This window comes from Pseudomonas sp. IT-P294 (assembly GCF_949767865.1).
Classification (GTDB): Bacteria; Pseudomonadota; Gammaproteobacteria; order Pseudomonadales; family Pseudomonadaceae; genus Aquipseudomonas.
In genome coordinates this window covers 32,025-54,646 of record NZ_CATKQW010000056.1, presented here as the reverse complement: position 1 = coordinate 54,646, position 22,622 = coordinate 32,025, and the positions used below count along the sequence as shown (strand labels likewise).

Here is a 22,622-nt window from a genome sequence, read left to right as displayed (position 1 = left end):
CTCAATCCCCCTCATGTCTGTTTTGCGCCGCACCATCGGGAATCTGCGCAGCCTGCGGCGGTGCAGCCGGCCTGACAGTCTTTTGCTCGGCGTCCTTTTCCCCGAACATTCTTTCAATCAGGTAATAGAAAAGGGGGATGAAGAAGATCGCAATCACCGTCGCCGCCAGCATGCCGCCAATCACCCCGGTCCCGATGGAGTGACGACTGTTTTCGGAAGCACCAACAGCAATGGCCAGCGGAACGCAGCCGAGGATGAACGCCAGGGACGTCATCACGATAGGGCGCAGACGTTCCCTCGCCGCAGTCATGGCGGCATCGTACGCAGACATGCCGGTTTCGCGGTTCAGCACCGCAAACTCGAAAATCAAAATGGCGTTCTTCGCCGCCAGCGCCACCAGCATGGTCAAGCCGATCTGGAAGTAGACGTCGTTGCTCAAGCCTCGAAGCAGGACGGCGAGCAGCGCGCCGAACAATGCGAATGGCACCGCCAGCAGCACGCCCACGGGCAGCGACCATTTTTCGTATTGCGCCGCGAGAATCAGAAACACCATCACCAGACCAAAAATGAACACCTGGGAGGAGGCACCACCGCTCTTTTTCTCTTCGAACGCCTCGCCACTCAAGGCCAGCGCGTAGTCGTTGGTCATGATTTGCGCGCTGATTTCTTCCAGGGCATTGAGCGCCTGGCCGGAGCTGTAGCCGGGCGCCGGGTTCGCCGTGAGTTTGACCGCCGGGAAGTTATTGAAACGGGTCAGCAGGTCGGGGCCGGTGACATAACGGGTGGTCAGCAAGGCTTTGAGCGGCACCATGTCATGGTTTTTGCTGCGCACGAAAATCTCGCGCAGGTCTTCGGCCTTCAAGCGATAAGCCGGTTCGGCCTGCAAAATCACCTGCCACAGCCGGCTGAATTTGTTGAATTGCGAAACGTACAGCGAGCCGAACATGGTCTGCATGGCGCTGTAGACATCTTCGACCGGTACACCCAGGGACTCCGCTTTTTCCCGGTCGACGTCGACCATCAGTTGGCGGGAAAACACGTTGAAGGTGGAGGTGATGGCGCCCAGTTCCGGACGCTCCTTGGCCTTCGCCACCAGATTAGCGACCATTTCCGCCAGTTGATCGATGCTCGCGTCACCCTTGCTCTGAACCCAGACCTCCATCCCGCCGGTGGTGCCGAGGCCGGGAATGGACGGTGGGTTGACCGGCAGAATGATCCCGCCCTGAACCGTGGAAAACGCACGCGCGGCTTTCTGAATCACCGCCGGGGCGCTTTGTGCCTTGATGGTCTCGGAGTCCTTGTAGCGTCCCTCGAAATCCTTGAAGCCGACGAAAAACGCCCCGGCATTGTTCTTGTTCTGTCCGTCGAGCAGGCTGTAGCCATTAACGATGGCAACGCCTTCGACGGCCTCGTCGTTCATGAAAAAGTCACTGGCCACTTTGCCCACGTCACCGGTGCGATCGAGGCTGGCGGCGTCGGGCATGATCACGGCGCCAAGCAAGTAGCCCTGATCCTCCGGTGGCAGGAACGCACTGGGAATGCGCTGCCCCATCAACAGGATCAGCACGATCATCCCGGCGAAGAGCAGCAACGCCAGGACGAAGCGCTTGATCATGAAGGCCACCGAGCGTGAGTAGCCCTCGGTCATGCGCTCGAAGTTGCGTTCGAACCAGCGGAAAAAGGCGTTCTTGTCCCCATGCTGCGGCTTGAGCAGCAGGGCGGCGAGGGCGGGGGAGAGGGTCAGGGCGACCAGACCGGAAATCACCACGGAAATGGCGATGGTGATCGCGAACTGTTTGTACAGCTGACCGGTGATACCACCCATGAAGGCCACCGGAATGAACACCGCACACAGCACCAGCACGATGGCCACCACGGGACCTGCCACTTCATCCATTGCCCGTTTCGCCGCGTCCTTGGGCGTCATCTTGTGCACATGCATGTTGCGTTCGACGTTTTCGATCACCACGATCGCGTCGTCCACCACGATACCGATCGCCAACACCATGCCGAACAGCGTCAGCATATTCACCGAAAACCCGAGGGCGGACATGCCGATGAACGTGCCGACAATCGATACCGGCACCGCCAGCACCGGGATGAGCGTGGCACGCAGGCTCTGCAGGAAGATGTAAACCACGATGACCACCAGCACCAAAGCTTCGAAGAAGGTGTGGATCACCTCGGAAATCGAAGCGCGGGTAAAGGCCGTGGTGTCCATCACGATCTTGTATTCGATGCCCTCGGGAAACGTGGCCTTCATATCTGCCAAGGTCTTGGTCACCGCCGCGGATACGTCGAGGGCGTTGGCGCCGGGTTGCTGATACACGGCAATCAGTGTCGCCGGCCGGCCCTGATAAGTGCTGCGCAGGGAATAGTCTTTTTGCCCAAGCTCCGCGCGTCCGACGTCCTTGAGTCGAACGATGGCCGCGCCATCGTTGCTGGCGCGCAAGATAATGTTCTCGAATTCCGAAGGCTCGGTCAGACGTCCCTTGGTAGTCACCGCAAAAGACTGCTCGACAGGTTGCCCCGTTGGCGACTGACCGACCCGGCCCACGGCGAACTGTTGGTTCTGATTGGCTACGGATCTCTGTACGTCAGCAGCAGTGATGCCCAACTGGGCCATGCGGTCAGGCTTGAGCCAGATCCGCATGGCATAGTCGGGCGTGCCGAAGATGCTGGCCTGGTTCGCCCCCGGAATCCGCTTGATCGCATCGAGGATATAGAGGTTGGCGTAGTTGGCGACGTAGGTGCTGTCGTAGCGTTCGCCAGCGGAATACACGGCAAGCACCATCATGAACGCCGAGGATTTTTTCTGTACCTGAATGCCCTGGCTCTGCACGGCGGAGGGCAATTGCGGCAAGGCCAGATTGACCCGGTTCTGAACATCGACCTGGGCCAGCGACGGATCGGTGCCGATCTCGAAGAAAACGTTGAGGGTCATGTTGCCCGTCGCCGAACTCGACGAGTTCATGTAGATCATGTTGTCGGCGCCGTTGACTTGCTGCTCGATGGGCGCGGCCACGTTGTTGGCCACGACCTGTGCATCCGCGCCGGGGTAAGTCGCTGCTACTGTAATCTGCGGCGGGGTGATGTCCGGGTACTGCGCAACGGGTAGTTTGAGCATGGCCACTGCACCGGCCAGGGTGATGATGATGGAGATCACCGAGGCGAAGATCGGCCGGTCGATGCAATAGTGGGAAATGCTCATTGGCGTTCCCCGCCATTGGCTTTTACCGGTTGCCCATTGGCTGCGTTCGTGGAGGCGGCGCCAGGGGTATCGACGATATTCAATGGCCCGCCCGGCGTGACCCTGATCGCGCCATCGACGACGATGCGCTCGCCCGCCCGCAGGCCTTTGTTGATGAACCAATTGTCACCTTGCCAGTCACCCACTTCGACCACCCGTTGCTCGGGTTTGCCTTCGGCATTGAGGACCCAGACGAAGTGGCTCTTGGCACCTTCCAGTACCGCCTTTTGTGGCACAAGAATGGCGTTGGGCCGGGAGGCGCCTTTGGCCAGGGCCCTTACAAACTGACCGGGACGGAGCTGGCCATTCGGGTTGGCGAGCACGGCCCGAACCAGGAAGGTGCCGGTGTCCTGGCTATAGGAAGGCGCCAGGAAATTCACCTTGCCAGTGTTGGGCACCACGGTGCCGTCGGCCAAGACCACTTCAACGACAAATTCACTTCGTGGCGGGAAAACAAGATGACCGGCGGCGATTTCGTCGCGGTACTTCAGGGTTTCATTTTCCGAGAGACTGAAGTTGACGTACATCGGGTCCATCTGTGACACGGACGTCAGCAGCCCCGACTCACCGGGCGTCACATAACTGCCTTCCTGTTTTTTGGCATAGCTTGAAAGCCCCGTGAGGGGAGAGGTGATGGTGGTGTAACTGAGGTTCAACTGCTCGGTGCGTACATTACCCTCTGCTGCCAATACGGCGGCATGGGTCTCACGCTCGTTGCCGACGGCGTTGTCCAGGTCCATCTTGCTGACCGCATTCTGCGCTGCCAGTGGGCGGACTCGGGCCAGCGTCGACTTGGCCACTTCCCAACGGGCCTGTTGTTGGGCCAGTTGCCCCTGAGCCGACACCAACGCGGCCTCAAAGGGTTTACGGTCCATCTGGAACAGCGTCTGCCCTGCCTTCACCAGATCGCCTTCGGTGTACAGCCGCTTATCCAGGAATCCGGCCACGCGAGCACGTATTTCTACCTCGCGGGAGCTCTGGGTCTGAGCGACGAATTCGAAGGATACTGGCGTGTCTCGGGCAGTGACCGTCATGACGGTTACTTCAGGCGGCTTGCGTGCCGGTGAGACCGGTTCTTTGCCGCAGCCATAAAGCAGGCTCAAAGCCGCCAAAACAAGGGCAAATGAAAAGCCGGCAGGCTGTCTGGCATTATTTATATTCACGCCCGCGCCCCTCCCATGCCCGTATAGGTTATTCGAATGGATACGCAGGCATTTCTTATAAAGTAGCCATTTCTTATTAAAAAGCTAACACCCCTGGAAGATGGCATTTCTGACAAATATCAACTGTACGCAAAGGGACAGCCCGGCAGCCCGTTACAGCGAAAGCTGATACATCGGCAATATTTCGAATCGCGATCAAATTGATCAATGCTTATAGCCAGATACTTGAAGTGAAACGGTTCGGGAATTACCCGCGCGACGAAAAGTTGATTTAACGCAAATCACGACACCCGCTGCGTTTCCATACTGAATCCGTAAGGATGAGTTGCTGAATGCAATTTCGCTCGGGAGTATTCAATGAGCCAGCGCCCCTCTGGACCGAATGAACCCCAACGGATTGACCCCTCTCACGTTGCGCTTGGGCATTCGAGCAGCGGCTCGCGTACGCCAGTACCTGAATGGGTGAGCAACTATCGGCAGGCCTGGCTCAAAGGCGATACGGTTGCAGGTCTGACCGCTGCGGCTGTGGTCATACCCAAAGCGCTGGCGTACGCCACCATTGCGGGTCTGCCGGTGCAGGTCGGGCTGTATACGGTCATGGTGCCGACGCTGATTTATGCCCTGCTCGGATCGTCGCGGCCGCTCAGTTTCAGTACGACTACGACACTCGCCATCCTTGCTGGCTCGGCACTCGCACAGGTTGGCGCCTCCGGCGCAGACTTGATGATGGCCTCAGCCACATTGACCCTGCTGGTAGGGGGATTCCTCGTACTGGCGGGGATTTTGCGCATGGGCTTTGTCGCCAGCTTTATCTCCGAGCCCGTACTGGTTGGATTCAAGGCAGGAATCGGCGTCGTCATAGTGCTCGATCAGATTCCCAAACTCATCGGCATTCATATCGATAAGGGCGGCTTCTTCCATAACGTGTTGGTCACGTTGCAGGGTATCCCTGATGCGTCGTTACCGACTGTCGCGGTCGGGGCGCTCATGGTGCTTATCCTGATCAGCATGAAACGCTTTACTCCGGCCATACCTGCGCCATTGGCAGCGGTAGCCATCGGGATTGCCGGAGTGAGCTTGTTGGGTCTGGATCACCATGGTGTTTCGGTTGTCGGTCATGTTCCAACAGGGTTACCCGCCGTGACGTTGCCCGCGTGGGGGCTAGTGACGCAGCTCTGGCCTTCTGCGGCGGGCATCGCGCTGATGAGTTTTACCGAAACCATTGCTGCGGGGCGTGCCTTCAGTCGCAATGATGAACCTTCGCCTCAAGCAAGCCGGGAATTGATCGTGACCGGCATGGCCAACATCGGGGGAGCTTTCCTCGGCGCCATGACCGCCGGAGGGGGAACGACGCAGACGGCGGTGAATCGGCTGGCCGGGGCCAACACGCAGTTGGCGGGATTGATCACAGCCATTTTGGCATTCGGTACCTGCCTGTTACTGGCCCCCTATATCGGCTTGATGCCCAATGCCACCTTGGCTGCCGTGGTCATCGTCTATTCAGTCGGGCTTGTTCAGCCTTCCGAGTTTCAAGAAATTCTCAAGGTCCGCCGTACAGAGTTTATTTGGGCAGTTGTCGCAACGTTAGGAGTCATGATCCTTGGAACATTGCAAGGCATCGTCGTCGCAATAATCGTGTCACTTCTGGCCTTGGCTCATCAGGGTTCCGACCCGCCGGTCTATGTCATGGTTCGCAAGCCAGGAACCAACATCTTTCGCCCCAAGAGCGACGCTAATCCCCTCGATGAGCAATTCTGCGATTTGCTTTTACTGCGCCCCGAAGGCCGGATTTTCTTCGCCAATGCCGAGAGAGTCGGACAAAAACTACAGGCATTGATCGTCGAGGCGAAACCTCGCGTCGTGGCTATCGATTTCACGGGTGTTTTCGATCTGGAATACACCGCGCTCAAAATGCTCATAGAAGCTGAGCGCCGAATGCGCGATCAAGGCGTGACACTGTTGCTGGTCGGCATGAACCCCACTGTATCGGCCATGATGATGCATTCGCCCTTGGCAGAGCTGAGCCAGACACGAATGTTTTCAAACCTTGAGCAAGTGGTTGCGAGTTACCAGGCTTAATCGGTCCTGGGACTCGTGATTTACGCGATGGGCATCCCTGTCACAGGCAGGGGGAGGATGAGTGCATGCAAAGTACTGGAAAGCCAAAGCGGGCTCGTGTACTTGATCCGGTCGATCGTGTCACGGAAGTCATCTTCGGCCTGCTCATGGCAATGACCTTCACTGGAACAATCAGCGTGGCGACCGCTGGCGAGGAGGCGGAACGTACGATGATGATCGCCGCGTTGGGTTGTAACCTCGCCTGGGGACTTGCGGACGCCGTGATGTATTTATTGCGCACGCTGATCGAGCGCACACGCAATCGTACGTTGCTCACACGTTTATTTGCCACGGCCGACCCCACCGCCGGGCAAGCGCTGATTGCTGAGGCGTTACCACCGCGCTTCTCGTCCTTGATCGACACCGATGCGCTGGAATCCCTGCGCTGCCGTATGGTCAAGCATTCATCCACGCCCTTGCCGCCGCGCCTCGGCCTGGATGATTTCATGGGAGCAGTTGGCGTTTTTCTGTTGGTAGTGCTCTCTACATTCCCGCTGGTGGTGCCGTTTCTACTCGTTGAGGAGACGGCGCTCGCAGTACGCGTGTCCAATGTTGTCGGACTCGCAGTGCTCTTCCTTGCTGGCTGGATACTCGCCAAGTACGCCGGCGCAAAACCGTGGCAAGGTGGTTTGGCGATGGCGGTCACCGGGGCCGTTTTAATCACCGCGATCATCGCGCTCGGCGGATGAGCGCAACGCCCCTGCGAAAAGCACAAAACGTTTACCGGTAAAGGGCGTTACTGGGCTGCCGAAGTGGGCGGTGTAGACTGTTGGCCATAAAGCACAAGCGATTCAACAAGGGGATGAACGTGAAATATTGGCCAGTGTTGCTGCTCAGTCTTCTGCCTTTGTGGACCCAGGCGCTGGAGAAGGCCCGGCCATGATCGGTGCCGAGCTGCTGTCACCGCAAACCCTGACGGTCGGCTGGTTGATGTATGTGCCCGTGCTGCTCTGGGCCCTCTGCCGCGCGCCCTGGGTTGAGCTGTTCAGTGACAGCCGCCGTCAGCATTTGCTGTTCGGTACGGTGTTCGCCCTGTTTATGCTGTGGCTGGTACGCCGTGATTTCGACACGGGTGTGTCTTACCACTTCATCGGCATGACGGCGGTGACCTTGCTGCTGGATTGGCCGCTGGCGATCATCGGCGGGTTGGTGGCGCAAGCCGGGTTGGTGTTGCTCGGGCGTCAGGACCTGGCGGCTGTCGGGGTCAATGGCGCTCTGTTCATTTTGCTGCCGGTGTTGGTCACTGAGTGCTGTGCGATCCTCGTGGAGCGCGCGCAGCCGCGAAATCCCTTTGTGTATATCTTCGTTTCCGGTTTCTTTGCGGCAGCGTTGTCGGCGCTGCTGTGCCTTCTGCTGGCGCTCACGTTGCTGTGGTTTGACGAACGTTTTGCCATGCCTTACTGGCTCGAAGATTTTGTCGGCTATCTGTGGCTGCTGATTTTCCCGGAAGCGTTTATCAACGGAATGATTGTCAGCGCGCTGGTGGTGTTCAGTCCGGAATGGCTGGAAACGTTCAACCGCACCCGCTACCTCTCGGCGCCCTGGAAAGACGACGATCCCAAGTCTTGACCCACATCAAATCCATAAAACGCTGATGCTTTCATGCTCTGCAAAACCTACAGGAGCATTGAAATGAGTGTCTACGAATGGGCAAGGCAAGAGGTGCGTCAAAGTCTGGATGCGGCGCAGGAGGTGGGGTTCGATCCGGGGCTGAGCCTGCGCGCCTTGCTCAGTGCGGTGGTGCAGCAGAGCAAGGCAGTGCGCAGTCTCGAAGACCTGGCCGATGAGTTGAGTTTTCTGGCGGAAAACCTCGATGACAGCCAGGAGTACGGATTTATGCGACCTTGAGTCATCAGTGACGCGGGTCGAAATCCCCGGAAAACATTTCATCCTCGGCATCCGGGGCGACCGGAATCTTGTGTTCTTCCGACGCCCAGGCGCCGAGGTCGATCAGCTTGCAGCGATCCGAGCAGAACGGCCGATTGACGTTGCTGGCGACCCATTCAACAGGAGCGCCACAGGTTGGGCAATTGACGGTTGGGGTCTGGCTCATGACTGGCCTCCACGCAAAGTTAGGTAAAAGTGATGCAGGCGTTCGACCTCGCTGTGCAGCCAGGCGAGGTCGCGGTCGTTGACCACCACATCGTCGGCATGGCTCACGCGGTCCTGGCGGCTGGACTGGGCCTTGAGGATCGCCTGGACCTGTTGCTCGTTCGTCTGGTCGCGCTGCAGGGTGCGTTCGATCTGTAGCTGTTCCGGTGCATCTATCACCAAGACCCGTTGGGTCATGGCGGACTGCCCGGATTCGATCAGCAACGGCGAAACCAGAATCGCGTAAGGCGATTGTGCCTTGGCCAGATGCTTGGCGATTTCCTTGGCGATCAGCGGATGCAGCAACGCCTCAAGCCAACGGCGTTCCTCGGGCACCTCGAAGATCAGTTTGCGCAGCGCTGCGCGATCCAGTTGTCCATCGGCTAGCAACACGCCGGGGCCGAAATGCTCAGCGATGCTGGCCAGCGCCGGGCGACCCGGTTCCACCACCCAGCGCGCCGCATGATCGGCGTCGACCACGTGCACGCCCAGGTCGATGAAGTGCTGGGCCGCCGCGCTTTTGCCGCTGCCGATGCCGCCGGTCAAGCCAAGAATCCAGGGTTTTTCCACAGGGGTATTCATTTCAAACCGACAAACTGCCAATAGAAGTCGGTTATTTGACCACCCCAGAGCAAGGCAATCCAGCCGGCAATCGCCAGAAAGGGGCCGAAGGGTATTGGTGTCGAGGTTTTCGCCTGGCGCAAGCGCAGCAGAATGACCCCGATAACGGCCCCCACCAGCGATGACAGCAGGAGCGTCAACGGCAACATTTGCCAGCCGCCCCAGGCCCCGAGCATCGCCAGTAACTTGAAATCTCCTTGGCCGATGCCGTCCTTGCCGGTGATCAGTTTGAACAGCCAGAACACCAACCACAATGTCAGATAACCGGCCACCGCGCCCCACAAGGCTTCATGCAAGGACACGAACAGCCCGAAGCTGTTGACGATCAATCCCAGCCACAGCAGCGGCAGCACTAGCACATCCGGCAGCAGTTGATGTTCGGCATCGATCAGGCTCATCGCCAGCAGGCCCCAGGTCAGGACCATCAGCAGGCAGGCTTGCCAGCCGAAACCGAAATGCCAGGCGATAAACGCCGAAAGCAGGCCGCAGGCCAGTTCGGTCAGTGGATAGCGCTTGCTGATCGGTGCGGCACAGCTTGAGCATCGCCCCCGCAAAAAGACATAACTGAGCAGCGGTATGTTTTCCCACGCGCGAATGCGATGGTTGCAATGTGGGCATTGAGAATGCGGCAGCATCAGGTTATAGGTCGGGCCGGGGACTTCCTGGGGCACGCCCAGCACATCACGGGCTTGCAGCCGCCATTCGCGGTCGAGCATTTTCGGCAGGCGCCAGACCAGCACATTGAGGAAGCTTCCCACCAGCAGCCCCACCGCCAATGCGATGACCACGAACACCAGCGGGTAGAAGGTCAGAATATCGTTCAAGGGCATGTCAGATCGCTGAGCCGAGTTGGAAGATAGGCAGGTACATCGCGACGACCAGGCCACCGACGACAACACCCAGCACCACCATGATGAACGGTTCCATCAGGCTGGTCAGGTTGTCGACCATGTTGTCCACTTCGTCCTCGTAGAAACTCGCGACCTTGTCCAGCATGTCGTCGAGGGCACCTGATTCTTCGCCAATGGCGGTCAGCTGAATAGCCATGCTGGGAAAAATGCCGGAAGTGCGCATGGAAAAATTCAGCTGCATGCCGGTCGACACGTCCTGTTTGATCCGCAGGACCGCTCGCTTGAACACGATGTTGCCGGTGGCCCCAGCCACTGATTCCAGAGCCTCGACCAGCGGCACGCCGGCGGCGAAGGTGGTCGACAGCGTGCGGGCGTAACGGGCCACGGCAGACTTGTACATGAGCGTGCCAATCAACGGCAGTTTCAGCAGCCAGGTGTCCATTCTGTCCCGAAAGGCCTCGGACGTCTTGAAGGCGCGGCGCACACCGAATACGGTCGCGATCAGCACGCCGAGCATCACCCACCACCACGCTTGCATGAACTCCGACAGCCTGATGACCATGACCGTGAAGGCCGGCAACTCGGCGCCAAAGCCTTTGAACACGGATTCGAACTGCGGCACCACCTTGACCAGCAGAATGCCGGTGACGATGATCGCCACAAACACCACTGCCAGCGGGTAGGTCATGGCTTTCTTGATCTTGGCCTTGAGGCTTTCGCTCTTTTCCTTATAGGTCGCCACCCGTTCCAGCAGTGTGTCCAGGGCACCCGCCTGCTCTCCGGCGTCGACGAGGTTGCAGTAGAGCTCATCGAAATACTGCGGCTTTTTACGCAAGGACGCCGCGAAGCTGTTACCGGCCGCGACTTCCTGTTTCACCTCATCCACCAGTTTGCGCATGGCCGGGTTATCGAAACCCTCACCAATGATGTCGAACGACTGCAACAACGGCACGCCGGCTTTCATCATGGTCGCCATCTGCCGGGTAAACAGGGCGATTTCCTGAGCCTTGATACGGTTGCCAAAACTGAAGATCGAGGCGGATTTCTTGCGCACCTTTCCCGGATTGATGCCCTGCTTGCGTAACTGGGCCTTGATCAACGCGGGGTTCTGACCGCTCAACTCGCCGGTCATCCTGGTGCCTTTCCTGTCCGTGCCCTCCCAGGCGTAGACGCTTGTTTTTGCCGCTTTGACCGCCATGTTCAGTCCTTGGTGACCCGATTGATTTCTTCAAGACTGGTGACGCCTTGCATGGCCTTGATCAGGCCGGAAGTGCGCAGGTCGTTGAAACCGTCCTTGCGCATCTGGATATCGATTTCCAGCGAGTTGCCTTCGGCCATGATCAGGCGTTGCAGATCCGGGGTGTTCTTCACCACTTCATAAATCCCCACGCGGCCTTTGTAGCCGCCGTTGCACTGGTCGCAACCGACCGGTTCATAGATCGTGAACGAGCCGATGCGTTCCTCGGGGAAACCTTCCTTGAGCAGCGCCTCGCGGGGAATCTCGATGGGCCTCTTGCAATGGCTGCACAGTTTGCGCGCCAGTCGCTGGGCAATGATCAGGGTGACCGACGTGGCGATGTTGAAACCCTGAATGCCCATGTTGTGCAAGCGGGTCAGGGTTTCGGCGGCGCTGTTGGTGTGCAGGGTGGAAAGCACCATGTGTCCGGTCTGGGCGGCCTTGATGGCAATTTCGGCGGTTTCGAGGTCGCGGATTTCGCCGACCATGATGACGTCCGGGTCCTGACGCAGAAACGAACGCAGGGCCTGGGCGAAATCCAGTCCCTGTTTCGGATTGACGTTGACCTGGTTGATGCCTTCCATGTTGATCTCCACCGGGTCTTCGGCGGTGGAAATGTTGATGTCCACGGTGTTGAGGATATTCAGGCCGGTGTAGAGCGATACCGTTTTGCCCGAACCGGTGGGGCCGGTGACCAGGATCATCCCCTGTGGCTGTTTCAGCGCGGCCATGTACAGGTCTTTCTGCTCGGGTTCATAGCCGAGGGCGTCGATGCCCATCTGTGCGCTGGACGGGTCGAGGATCCGGATCACCACCTTCTCGCCCCACAGGGTCGGCAGGGTATTGACCCGGAAGTCGATGGACTTGGTCTTGGACAAGCGCATCTTGATCCGCCCGTCCTGAGGTTTGCGCCGCTCGGAGATGTCGAGGCTGGCCATGACTTTCAACCGTGCCGCAATACGACTGGCCAGTTGAATCGGCGGCTTGGCGACTTCGCGCAGCATGCCGTCGGTACGCATCCGCACCCGGTAGGATTTTTCGTAGGGCTCGAAATGCAAATCGGAAGAGCCGCTTTTGATCGCGTCGAGCAGCATCTTGTGAACGAAGCGCACCACCGGAGCGTCATCGGCATCTTGACCGGCGATGGAGTCTCTCTTGTTGTCATCGACTGACTCGGTGTCCACGCCGTCAAGGTCTACATCCGCCATGTCCTCGAGGCCGGTGGAATGGTTGTCGAAGAATTTATCGATGGCGTCGACGAGCTTGTCGTCCTCCACCAGAATGGCTTCGGTGGTTAACCCGGTACTGAACTGGATGTCATTGATGGCTTGCTGGTTGGTCGGGTCGGAAACGCCCACGAACAGTTTGTTGCCGCGTCGCCACAGGGGCAGGACGTGGTGCTGGCGAACCAGCTTTTCGCTCACCAGCCCTCGTGGCTGGGTTTCCTTGTCCAGGCAGTTGAGGTCGAGCAGCGCCATGCCGAAGTGCTCGCAGGCGATCTCGGCAACCTGCTGGCTCTTCACCAGTTTGTTCTGCACCAGGTAATTGACCAGTGAGATTTTGCTGCGTTGAGCTTGCTGATACGCCTGTTGCGCGCTTTGTTCAGTGAGCAGCTCGGCCAGGACCAATTGCTTGGCCAGACCGCTAAGGGCGATGTCATTCATTGGGATACCGGACGCAGACAGTTCATGACTTATAGCCTAGTCAACGAGCTGAGCCAAACCACGGGTGTCAGGTGACAAAAAGTGTCAGATAGTGCGGTTACTGGGGGTAGGGCAGGGCTGTCTATGGAGTGTGCGCCCTGCCAGCAGGGGGCGCGGCGCTTGGCACGGGCTGTGCTGGGGCTAATTCAGGTCATGAGATTTCGACTCATGCATGGAGCTTGTCTATGAATACTCAAAAAGGTTTTACCCTGATCGAGCTGCTGATCGTGGTGGCGATCATCGGGATTCTGGCGACGTTTGCGTTGCCGCAGTATTCCAAATACCAGGCAAAGGCCAAGGTCACTGCCGGCGTCGCTGAGGTGTCCGCGCTTAAAGTCAGTTTTGAAGACGTGATGAACGACGGGGTTACCAACCCATCCACCGCTAATGTGAGTCCAAACGTGGCCGCGACTCAAAACTGTACACTGACGATCATAGGTACGGTTGTTGACGGCAAAGGGACGATTGTCTGCAAGTTGATCAATTCGCCGCCGCCAGTCCTGGGTCAGACAATTACGCTGACTCGTAGCGCTACTACTGGCTGGTCTTGTGCGTTCTCGGGTTCAAAGGACTACACAAACAACAGCTGCCCAGGCGTCTGACTTTCAGCTCGATCTATCAATGCCCTGCCACTTACGGTGGGGTATTTTTTTGCCTGGCGTTTGATGCTCAGCAAACCAGCGAGAAAATCTCGACAATTCATGGCCTTAGGCACCAGGCAAAACCCGCAATTTAATGATCGTTCCCACGCTCTGCGTGGGAATGCATCCCGTGACGCTCCGCGTCACCCTTGCGCAAGACTCAAGTCTGGTGTCGACAGCGGGACGCAGAGCGTCCCCGGCGGCATTCCCACGCAGAGCATGGGAACGATCAACAGCAACAGCAACAGCATTGCGAGCAGGCTCACTCCCACATAAAGCAGAGCAGATAGGCGCACCGCTTTTGCTTCTCACCACTCTTCAGGTCGAGCGTTAGCTCGCCTTCCGCTTTTGATCTTGATCTGCCCCATCGGAAGGCCGAACGCAGGTTCTGCGCAGTGGGCAACCCGGCATGGATGCCGGGTTAGCCGCCCCCGGCCATGGATGGCCGATGGCGGCGGGCCCACGGAGCAGGACCGGAGTGAGGGGATGCCGAGCCTAGGCGAGGCACCGGACGTCAGGGGCGCAAGCGCTTGGTTACTTGGCGCTCTTCCAAGTGACCCGCCGTCAGGGCGGAACCAATAGCCGCCATGACCGCAGAAACGGATATGCCCCCAACCCCAACCCCAAAAATGTCGTAACTGAACCGCATTAGCCCTGAAAAGCGGGGGCTTCCTGTTGGAAAAACACCCTGGAATTCCGAAAACATGAAAACCCCCGACAATTCATGGCCTTAGGCCCAAGGCAAAACCCGCAACTTGCATGTAGAGAATCACCAAGTCATGCATTTTGCATGAATCCGAAAATCAGGCTATTTCTTAAGTGACTGTTTTATATAGGTTTATTCGTTGTCTCAAAGTTGGCACACCGTTCGCAACATACCCAGTAACCCTGCTGAATAAGACACACAGCAGACTTTATAGAAAAACAGGAGTTACTCGTATGAAGAAGTTCGCTATCGCTGCCGCTGCTGCTACCGCGCTGACCCTGACCATGGCCAACGCAGCATTTGCACAAACCACTACCACCCAAGCCCCGATGACTCTGGCGGCGGGTGAAGTGACCAAGGCCAAGGAAGCTACTTCCGATACCTGGATCACCACCAAAGTCAAAAGCGACCTGGTAACTGAAAAAGGCATTCCTGGCACCGACATCAAAGTTGAAACCAACAAAGGTGTTGTATCGCTGTCGTCCACCGTTGCAGTGACCGAAGCTCAGAAAACTACCGCTGTCGCGATCACCAAGAAAATCAAAGGCGTCAAAGCGGTCTCCGCTGACGGCCTGAAAGCCGAGTAAGGCAAGACTTCTCGCCTGAACCGGGAGAAGGCGCAGCAGGTGGGCTGAGTAGTACGCCTGTTGCATCTGAAGAGTTCATGCGAAGGCCACAAGGATGTGGTCATTACAGGCCTCCGACATTCGTGTCGGGGGCCTGTTCTATTGTGGGCGCCGCAAAACCCATGTGGGAGTGGTGTCTTCAGTTTCCGCGTTTGCTGGTGATCTGTTTCAGCCGATTGCCTTCAAACCGCAAGTATTGATACATCCCGCTATTGGGCCCGTAGGTCCATTCTTCGACCTGGAACTCTTCCCGTCGGTTGGCGCTGCGCTTGTAGCCCAGCAAGTCGCGGGCAATGGGCTCACCGCACTTTTGCAGCACCTCGCTGGTCCTGTCCCCCACGCTGACCAATTGACTGCCGCAGCGCAATGTATCGGTCGCCCAGGCCTGGCTGGCTGCCAATGCCAAGGTTACGCTCAAGCCCATCAGCACTCGTCTGATCATCATTCGGCATCCAGGTGCATCGGCGTCACCACACGACCATCACTTTGCGCCTCGCCAAGGTTGGCGTCGACGAAGTAGACACGGTCATCGGCCATCTGGGTCTTGTCCACCAGGAAATCCTTGATGCTGCTGGCGCGATCCTGACCGAGTTGTCGTAGCAGCACCTCGTTGGTACTCCAGAACTTGATCACCTCGGCACGCATTTTGGCGGTGCGTTCTTCCTTGCCCAGGTCCTTCCATTCGGCGGGTGGCTGGGTCTTCAGGCGTGTGCGGTAGATTCCTTCCAGCAATGGGCCTTTCTCGCTGTCCGGCACGTCGACCAACGACGCCTGTGCCGGAACCTTGTCGCCGCGACGCTGGAGCATTTTGTAGTAGTTGTATTGGTATTCACGCTCAAGCCGTTGCTCGGCAATCAGCGGACCGTCGCTGCTGGCAGCGGCAGTGCCTTCAATTTCCAGATGCAGGTCCGGGCGTTCCTTCAAGGCTTGCGACAGTTTGACCAGTGCCGCTTCGGCCTCCTTGTTCAGATCGCTCGAACCCGGCTCGAACGAAACACTGCCCAGATCTTCGGAACCGCCGCCACTGACCAGCCCACCAATCATTTTGAACGGCGCGGCGGCGGCCTTGACGATCAGGTTGCGCAAGGTCTGCCAGACAATCGGCATGATGCTGAACTGCGGGTTGTTCAGGTCGCCGGTCACCGGCAGCTCGATGGAAATCTTGCCGTCGACGTCCTTGAGCAAGGCAATCGCCAGTTTCAACGGCAGACTGACGGCATCCGGGCTGTCGACTTTCTCACCCAGTTGCAGTTGCTCGAGCACCACTTTGTTTTCAGCTTTGAGCTGGCCTTTGGTGATCATGTAATGCAGATCGAGATTGAGTCGGCCCTTGCGGATGCGGTAACCGGCGAACTTGCCGGAGTAGGGCGTCAACGTGGTCAGTTCCACGCGTTTGAAGCTGGTGGCGATGTCGAGGCTGGCCATCGGGTCGAACGGGTTGACCGAGCCCTTGATGGTCACGGGCGCATAGCGGTCGACCTTGCCTTTGATGTCGACGCTGGCCGGTTTCGCCTGGCGGCTGTCGATGGTGCCGATCTGCCCGTTGAGTTGTTGCACGGCGGTGGCGAAGTTGGGTGTCAGGCTGAAGTCGGCGAAGTTTGCCGAACCGTCATTGATGGCCACGCCGCCGACATGGATGCCCAGGGGTTTTTCCTGGCTGGCGGGTTTGGCCGCCGCAGTCTTGGCAACACCTGAGTCGGCCGGTTGCGGGATCAGCAGGTCGTCGATATTGGTGGTGCGATCATCATTGATCATGAAGCGCGCATACGGCTGGTACAGGTTGACCTTGTCGATCGACAGGCTGTCGCCGTGTTGATAGTTCAGGCCTTCGAGCACCAGTTGCTGCCACTTGAGGAAGTCGCGGGTTTTCAGGGTGTCGAGGGTATGCAGTTGATCGACCTGAGCGCGGCCGGTGACGTTGAACGCCAGCGGCTCGGTGCTCTTGAGGTCGACAGCCAGGTCACTGCCGAGCATGCCGCTGCGCAGTTCGAGGCGGATGAACGGGTTGATGTAGGACTGCGCGACCCGCAGATCGATGTCTTTGGTCTGCACCTTCAGCTTGGCGCTGACCGGCGCCAGATTGACCAAGCCGTCGACCGTAAGTTTGCCTTGGTTGCCCACGCCGGTGTCGAGCTTGAGGTTGAAAGGCGAGCCGTTAAGGCTGTCGAAGTTTTGCAGGTCCAGGTTCAGCGGACCGACGTCCAATGCCACGGCAGGTTGTGCCTTGCGGTCGGCCAGGTGCACCTGGTAATTGCGCAGTTGCACGTCTTTGAGCAGCACTTGCCACGGTTTGCCTGGCGCGGCGGGTTCAGCTTTCGGCGAATCGGCTGCCGCCGGCGTTTTCTTCGGCTCGGCGTTGGCTTTTACCGCCGCTTTGGACGGTTGGCTGGCGAACAGTTTTTGCCAGTCGAGTTGGCCATCGGCTTCGAGGGCAGCCCAGGTTTCCAGCTTGTTACTGCGGATCTTGCCGACCACCACTTGTTGCTTGGCCAGGTCCACGGTGGTGTCGCTGATGTCCAGGCGCTCCAGTCTCGCCAGCGGCCGACCGTCCGGGGCCTTGATGGCGAAGGGCGCGACGCTGACGGCAACGTTGCTTAGCAGCAGGTGGGTTTCTTTGGACAGGTTGAGTTTGTAGTCGGTACTCAGGTTGACGACGCCGTTTTCCAGCACCAGCGGCAAAGCGTCACGGACATAGGGCCAAAAGGATTTCATCTTGCCGTCGGTGATTTTCAGCTTACCTTCGGAGGTAATCGGGATCAGGCTGAAATTGCCGGTCCAGTCGAGCTGTCCACCTCCCGGGCCGATGGCCACCAACGTCATGTTGGCACTGTCCTCGGGCAGGGTGCTGAGGTTCTTCAGTTCGAAGTCGAGCTTGTCGTAAAGAAATTCAATGGGTTCACTGGGGCGTGAATCCTGAAAATGCACATTGCCGCCAGCCAGTTTGATGCGCTCGATGCGCAGCGGAAACGGCTTGGCGTTCGGGTCTGCCGGGGTCGGTTCGCTGGCGGGTATTTTGAACAGGCCCAGCAGATTGAGTTTGCCGTCCTTGCCAAAGAGGATTTCGGTCTTGGGCTTGTCTATTTCGATATCGGACAGGTGCAGCGCCTTGGTCCACAGGCTGTCGATCTGCAGGTTGGCGTACAGGCGTTCGAAGCCGACCTGTTCCTTGCCAGGTTCACCGATGACCAGGCCCCAAAGGGTCACTTCCAGGCTGAAGGGGTTGAGTTCGATCCGCGAAATCGTGGCAGGCGTCGTGGCATAGTGGGCCAGTTGCTGATTGGCAATGCGCAGCGCGATGCCCGGTAAAATCAGAAACCCCAGCAGGCTATAAAGGGCCAGAGCAGTCAACAAAGCGCCGATAGCGCGAATCAATCCTTTGGGCATGTGTGGCTTCGTCTGTCTGAATCGGAGTGCGTTGGAGTATGGCACGCGTTTCCGGTTCCGAAGCCATCCTGCTTTCCAGGATTAATCTGATTTTTTGCTGAATCTTAGAATTGCAGGATCAGGGTTTTCAGCGGTGGTTGTTGATCCAGCGATGGGAAATCACCGCCGGGCTTCATTACCGTCCACTCACGGACGGGCCGGCCAGCCTTTTGCGCGCAACGCAAAACCTGTTCGCGCCAATCGTCCATGCTGACCTTTGCCAGGTTGTTGCAGCAGATCAGCACGCCATTGTCGGCGGTCGCCAGCAGGGCGGGTTTGAGCAGGCTCTGATAGTCACGCAACAAATCGACCGTGCCAAATGCACTTTTGGCCCAGGCGGGCGGGTCGAGCAGTACGAGGTCGTATTGACGCTGCTCAAGGCGCGGGTAACTCGGTAGTTTCTGCCCGCGCCGTTGACTGATGGGCAGGCCCGCCAGTTGACGGATAGCCGGGAAGTAATCGGACTGGATGAATTCCATGGTCGGCAGCTGTGGGTTGAGCAGGCCGTTTTCACGACCGACCGCCAGGTTGCCCTCGGCGAAATCCAGATTGCACACCTCGCGTGCGCCACCGGCCGCGGCGCTCAAACCCACGCCGCAGGTGTAGGCGAACAGGTTGAGCACGCTTTTGTTTTTGCTGTGCTCCTTGACCCAGCCACGAGTGTTGCGCAGGTCAAGGAACAGCAGCGGATCCTGGCCGGCATGACGTCCGCGCACCCGATAATTGAGCCCCCATTCGTGGCCGACCAGGTCCTGTAGCGCGGCGTCGTCGGCGCGATAGACGGTGTCTTCGCGGTCGATACGCGAGTTGCCCCGGGAACGATCGTTGTAGACCAGCAGCGTTTCCAGGCCCAAGTGTTGATTAATCGCATCGTGCAGTTGCAGCAGCGCGTCACGTTCCAACGCCTGGTGAAAGCTTTGCACCAGCAATTGCGGGCCGTAGCGGTCGATGGTCAGGCCACCGGCGCCTTCCTGGCTGCCGTGAAACAGGCGATAGCAGTCGGTGCCTTGCTGATGCAGTTCGGCAAGCAGGTCCTGGCGATGATCGAGGGCGGCGCGCAGCGCCTGATTCAAGGAAGACATGCTGGGCGCCTTGCAGGAGGGAATTTGGCGCGGGAGTTTAACAGCTTGGCGCGAAACCTTGGTGCTGCCATCGCGAGCAGGCTCGCTCCCACACTGGATCTTTATGAGTCACCTATTTAGTGAGCAACACAAAACCCATGTGGGAGCGAGCCTGCTCGCGATGCTTTTTATCAGGTGAGTAGCCCCATCCGTCGCTTGGCCCGCTGCACCGAGCCATTTCGCATCGCCCAACGCAGCATCGGTGCGCTGCGCTTGACGCTGGCACGGATCAGTTGACGTTGCAGCGGGTTCTGGCGCACGTCGAGCATGTCACTGGCCCAGTCTGGCAACAGGTCGATCCCGGCCTGCATCATCAAGCCGCCGAACGGTTTGGCCAGGCGACTGGGGGCGGGCGCGTTCAGCAGCAGTCGCAACACCTCGCGACTGCGTTGGTCGCACAGCAGTTGCGGGCGGACTCGTTCAAGATAAGCCGCGATTTCCTTGCGGTTGCGCGGCACATCGCGCGCGCCCAGGCGTTCGGCAATCATCGCGATTTCCCCGTAGTAACGGTCTTGATCAAGCGCAGACAGGTGCGGATTGCGATACCGCAGATGCGCGGCCAGGAAGTTGCTGACCTCGGCCACGTGCACCCACGTCAGCAGGTCGGGATCGCTGGCGGCGTAGGGCCGGCCATCCGGCGCGGTGCCAACCACTTGCAGGTGAATGGTGCGGACTTTCTCGATCAACCAGTCGGCGTCCTTGCGCGATCCGAATGTCGTTCCGGAGATGAACTGACTGGTGCGGCGCAAGCGGCCGATCATGTCTTCGCGAAAATTCGAATGATCCCAGACCCCGGCCAATGCCAATGGATGCAGGGCCTGAAGCATCAGCGCGCTGATGCCGCCGATCAGCATGCTGCTGAAATCGCCATGGACTTGCCAGCTCACCGAGTCGGGACCGAACAGGCCGGGATCGCCCTTGGGATTTTCCAGGTCGAGTTTGCCCAGGGACAGACCGGTCAGGCTCATGAGCTGGGTTTCGATGCGGCTGCGGATAAATTCCATGGCGACTCAGTTGTAGAAAGAAAACGCGGCCATCGCTGGCCGCGCGGGGCTTACTGGTTCAGACGCTTGTCGATCAGGCCTTGCACCACACTTGGGTCAGCCAGCGTCGAGGTGTCACCGAGGCTGTCCAGTTCGTTGCAGGCGATCTTGCGCAGAATGCGCCGCATGATCTTGCCTGAGCGGGTTTTCGGCAAGGCCGGCGCCCACTGGATCAAATCCGGCTTGGCGAAGCTGCCGATTTCCTTGATGACGTGGGCCAGCAGTTCTTTCTTCAGTTCGTCAGTGGGTTCGGTGCCGTTCATGGGGGTGACGAAGGCGTAGATGCCCTGGCCCTTGATGTCATGGGGGTAACCGACCACGGCGGCCTCGGCGATGCTGTCGTGCAGGATCAGCGCGCTTTCCACTTCTGCGGTGCCAATACGGTGCCCGGAAACGTTGATCACGTCGTCGATGCGCCCGGTGATCCAGTAATCGCCGTCCTCGTCGCGCCGCGCGCCGTCACCGGTGAAGTAATAGCCGGGGTAGGGCTTGAAGTAGGTGTCGACCATCCGTTGCGGATCGCCATAGACACTGCGGATCTGTGCCGGCCAACTGGACTTGATCGCCAACACGCCGCTGCCGGCGCCTTTGATTTCCTTGCCCGTCTCATCCAGCAGCACGGGCTGTACGCCGAACATCGGTTGTGTGGCGCAACCGGGTTTGATCCGTTGTGCGCTGACCAGCGGGCTGAGCATGATGCCGCCGGTTTCGGTCTGCCACCAGGTGTCGACGATTGGACAACGTTGTTCGCCGACGGCATTGAAGTACCAATCCCACGCTTCCGGGTTGATTGGCTCGCCGACGCTGCCGAGTAATCTCAGGCTCGCGCGCGACGTTTCCTTCAACGGTTCCGGGCCTTCACGCATCAGCGAGCGCAGTGCAGTCGGGGCGGTGTAGAAGATATTGACGTGATGTTTATCGATAACCTGCCAGAAGCGCGAACTGCTCGGGTAGCTTGGCACCCCTTCGAAGATCAGCGTGGTCGCGCCATTGGCCAGCGGGCCGTAGACGATGTAGCTGTGGCCGGTGACCCAGCCGACGTCGGCGGTGCACCAGAAGACTTCGTCGTCGCGGTAGTCGAGCACGTATTTGAAGGTCATTGCCGCTTGCAGCAGATAGCCGCCGGTGGTGTGCAGCACGCCTTTGGGTTTGCCGGTGCTGCCGGAGGTGTAGAGGATGAACAGCGGGTCTTCGGCGTCCATCGGTTCCGGCGGGCAATCGTCGCTGACGTCGCGCAGCGCCTGGTGATACCAGAGGTCACGGCCTTCTACCCAGTCCACCTCGCCTTGGGTGCGCTCAACGACTATGACCGTGCTGACATTCGGGCAGCTTTTCAGGGCCTCGTCGACCTTCTTCTTGAGCGGCACGAATTTACCGCCACGCACGCCTTCATCGGCAGTGATCACGGTGCAGCAATCGGCATCGAGAATGCGGTCGCGTACGGAATCAGGTGAGAAACCACCGAATACCACCGAATGCACTGCGCCAATCCTCGTGCAGGCGAGCATCGCGTAGGCGGCTTCGGGAATCATCGGCATGTAGATGCATACGCGGTCGCCCTTTTTCACGCCACGGCTTTTGAGCACGTTGGCCAGGCGGCAGACGTTGTGATGGAGTTTTTTGTAGGTGATCTGCGCCGATTCAGCGGGGTCGTCGCCTTCCCAAAGAATGGCGGTCTGGTCGCCGCGTTTTTCCAGATGGCGGTCGATGCAGTTGTAACTGACATTCAACTTGCCGCCGGCAAACCAACTGGCCTCGCCGGTTTTCAGGTTGTAACGCTGGACGGTGTCCCAGTGTTTACTCCAGTCGAGAAACCTTGTGGCCTGTTCAGCCCAGAACTCAGTGGGGTGTTCGATGGATTGGCGGTAGAGGCGCTTATAGTCGTCTTGGCTCAAGTGCGCAGCCCGGCGGACGGCATCGGCTATGGGGAACGTGCTGATATCGAACATGACGGTTCCTTATTCTTGTTGCGACAAGTAATAAAGATGCGCCGAGTAGCGGAAGGGTTCAAGCCGAACGCCTTGGGAA

At 58.7% G+C, this 22,622-nt stretch carries 18 protein-coding genes; 6 read left to right on the top strand and 12 right to left on the bottom strand.

Going from position 1 to position 22,622, the window contains the following annotated elements:
* Window position 1: 1 nt before the first annotated feature.
* Both ACM6I0_RS26285 and ACM6I0_RS26280 read right to left on the bottom strand, forming a co-directional pair.
* Window positions 2–3,211 carry an efflux RND transporter permease subunit gene (locus ACM6I0_RS26285; RefSeq protein ID WP_414923640.1) on the bottom strand — a complete coding sequence of 1,070 codons (3,210 nt, stop codon included), beginning with the start codon at window positions 3,209–3,211 and terminating at the stop codon, window positions 2–4.
* Window positions 3,208–4,284, bottom strand: a complete 1,077-nt coding sequence (locus ACM6I0_RS26280) for an efflux RND transporter periplasmic adaptor subunit (protein ID WP_414923639.1) — start codon at window positions 4,282–4,284, stop codon at window positions 3,208–3,210. The genes ACM6I0_RS26285 and ACM6I0_RS26280 overlap by 4 nt, the downstream gene beginning before the upstream one ends.
* Window positions 4,285–4,770: 486 nt before the next feature.
* Between ACM6I0_RS26280 and ACM6I0_RS26275 the strand changes: the two genes are divergently transcribed.
* The 4 genes from ACM6I0_RS26275 (at window position 4,771) to ACM6I0_RS26260 (ending at window position 8,379) form a co-directional block, all read left to right on the top strand.
* The gene (locus ACM6I0_RS26275; RefSeq protein ID WP_414923638.1) at window positions 4,771–6,492 is read left to right on the top strand and encodes a SulP family inorganic anion transporter; all 1,722 of its coding nucleotides are present in this window, start codon (window positions 4,771–4,773) and stop codon (window positions 6,490–6,492) included.
* 65 nt (window positions 6,493–6,557) lie between these two features.
* Window positions 6,558–7,220 (top strand): hypothetical protein, encoded by a 663-nt coding sequence (locus ACM6I0_RS26270; RefSeq protein ID WP_414923637.1) that lies wholly within the window; start codon window positions 6,558–6,560, stop codon window positions 7,218–7,220.
* Between the two features lie 190 nt (window positions 7,221–7,410).
* Window positions 7,411–8,100, top strand: coding sequence for an energy-coupling factor ABC transporter permease (locus ACM6I0_RS26265; protein WP_414923636.1), 690 nt, complete (start codon window positions 7,411–7,413; stop codon window positions 8,098–8,100).
* 63 nt (window positions 8,101–8,163) lie between these two features.
* A complete protein-coding gene (locus ACM6I0_RS26260) occupies window positions 8,164–8,379 on the top strand; it encodes a hypothetical protein (protein WP_222588490.1) in 216 nt (71 codons plus the stop codon).
* 4 nt (window positions 8,380–8,383) lie between these two features.
* Here ACM6I0_RS26260 and yacG read toward each other — a convergent pair whose 3' ends face one another.
* From yacG to pilB, 5 genes are read right to left on the bottom strand one after another with little or no spacing between them, the layout of a single operon-like run.
* The gene (gene yacG / locus ACM6I0_RS26255; protein ID WP_222588489.1) at window positions 8,384–8,584 is read right to left on the bottom strand and encodes a DNA gyrase inhibitor YacG; all 201 of its coding nucleotides are present in this window, start codon (window positions 8,582–8,584) and stop codon (window positions 8,384–8,386) included.
* Complete coding sequence (gene coaE / locus ACM6I0_RS26250; protein ID WP_414923635.1) at window positions 8,581–9,204, bottom strand: dephospho-CoA kinase; 624 nt, start codon at window positions 9,202–9,204, stop codon at window positions 8,581–8,583. The genes yacG and coaE overlap by 4 nt, the downstream gene beginning before the upstream one ends.
* Window positions 9,201–10,073 (bottom strand): prepilin peptidase, encoded by an 873-nt coding sequence (locus tag ACM6I0_RS26245; RefSeq protein ID WP_414923634.1) that lies wholly within the window; start codon window positions 10,071–10,073, stop codon window positions 9,201–9,203. Before ACM6I0_RS26245 ends, coaE begins: the two co-directional genes overlap by 4 nt.
* 1 nt (window position 10,074) lies before the next feature.
* Window positions 10,075–11,292, bottom strand: coding sequence for a type II secretion system F family protein (locus ACM6I0_RS26240; protein WP_414923633.1), 1,218 nt, complete (start codon window positions 11,290–11,292; stop codon window positions 10,075–10,077).
* A 2-nt stretch (window positions 11,293–11,294) separates the two neighbouring features.
* On the bottom strand, window positions 11,295–12,995 hold the full coding sequence (pilB, locus tag ACM6I0_RS26235) for a type IV-A pilus assembly ATPase PilB (RefSeq protein ID WP_414923632.1): 1,701 nt from the start codon (window positions 12,993–12,995) through the stop codon (window positions 11,295–11,297).
* 224 nt (window positions 12,996–13,219) lie between these two features.
* Here pilB and ACM6I0_RS26230 point away from each other — a divergent pair, with 224 nt between their 5' ends.
* Both ACM6I0_RS26230 and ACM6I0_RS26225 read left to right on the top strand, forming a co-directional pair.
* The gene (locus ACM6I0_RS26230) at window positions 13,220–13,636 is read left to right on the top strand and encodes a pilin (RefSeq protein WP_414923631.1); all 417 of its coding nucleotides are present in this window, start codon (window positions 13,220–13,222) and stop codon (window positions 13,634–13,636) included.
* A gap of 978 nt (window positions 13,637–14,614) precedes the next feature.
* Window positions 14,615–14,968 (top strand): BON domain-containing protein, encoded by a 354-nt coding sequence (locus ACM6I0_RS26225; protein ID WP_285433685.1) that lies wholly within the window; start codon window positions 14,615–14,617, stop codon window positions 14,966–14,968.
* A 178-nt stretch (window positions 14,969–15,146) separates the two neighbouring features.
* On the opposite strand, the gene ACM6I0_RS26220 is transcribed toward ACM6I0_RS26225, so the two are convergent.
* From ACM6I0_RS26220 to acs, 5 genes are all read right to left on the bottom strand, one after another.
* Window positions 15,147–15,449: a DUF2845 domain-containing protein gene (locus tag ACM6I0_RS26220; protein ID WP_414923746.1), complete on the bottom strand. Its 303-nt coding sequence runs from the start codon at window positions 15,447–15,449 to the stop codon at window positions 15,147–15,149.
* Complete coding sequence (locus tag ACM6I0_RS26215) at window positions 15,449–18,391, bottom strand: DUF748 domain-containing protein (RefSeq protein WP_414923630.1); 2,943 nt, start codon at window positions 18,389–18,391, stop codon at window positions 15,449–15,451. Before ACM6I0_RS26215 ends, ACM6I0_RS26220 begins: the two co-directional genes overlap by 1 nt.
* 104 nt (window positions 18,392–18,495) lie before the next feature.
* A complete protein-coding gene (locus ACM6I0_RS26210; protein WP_285433683.1) occupies window positions 18,496–19,512 on the bottom strand; it encodes a class I SAM-dependent rRNA methyltransferase in 1,017 nt (338 codons plus the stop codon).
* 170 nt (window positions 19,513–19,682) lie between these two features.
* Window positions 19,683–20,555 (bottom strand): oxygenase MpaB family protein, encoded by an 873-nt coding sequence (locus ACM6I0_RS26205; RefSeq protein WP_285433682.1) that lies wholly within the window; start codon window positions 20,553–20,555, stop codon window positions 19,683–19,685.
* Window positions 20,556–20,605: 50 nt separating this feature from the next.
* Window positions 20,606–22,543 carry an acetate--CoA ligase gene (acs, locus tag ACM6I0_RS26200; protein WP_414923629.1) on the bottom strand — a complete coding sequence of 646 codons (1,938 nt, stop codon included), beginning with the start codon at window positions 22,541–22,543 and terminating at the stop codon, window positions 20,606–20,608.
* Between the last annotated feature and the right edge of the window lie 79 nt (window positions 22,544–22,622).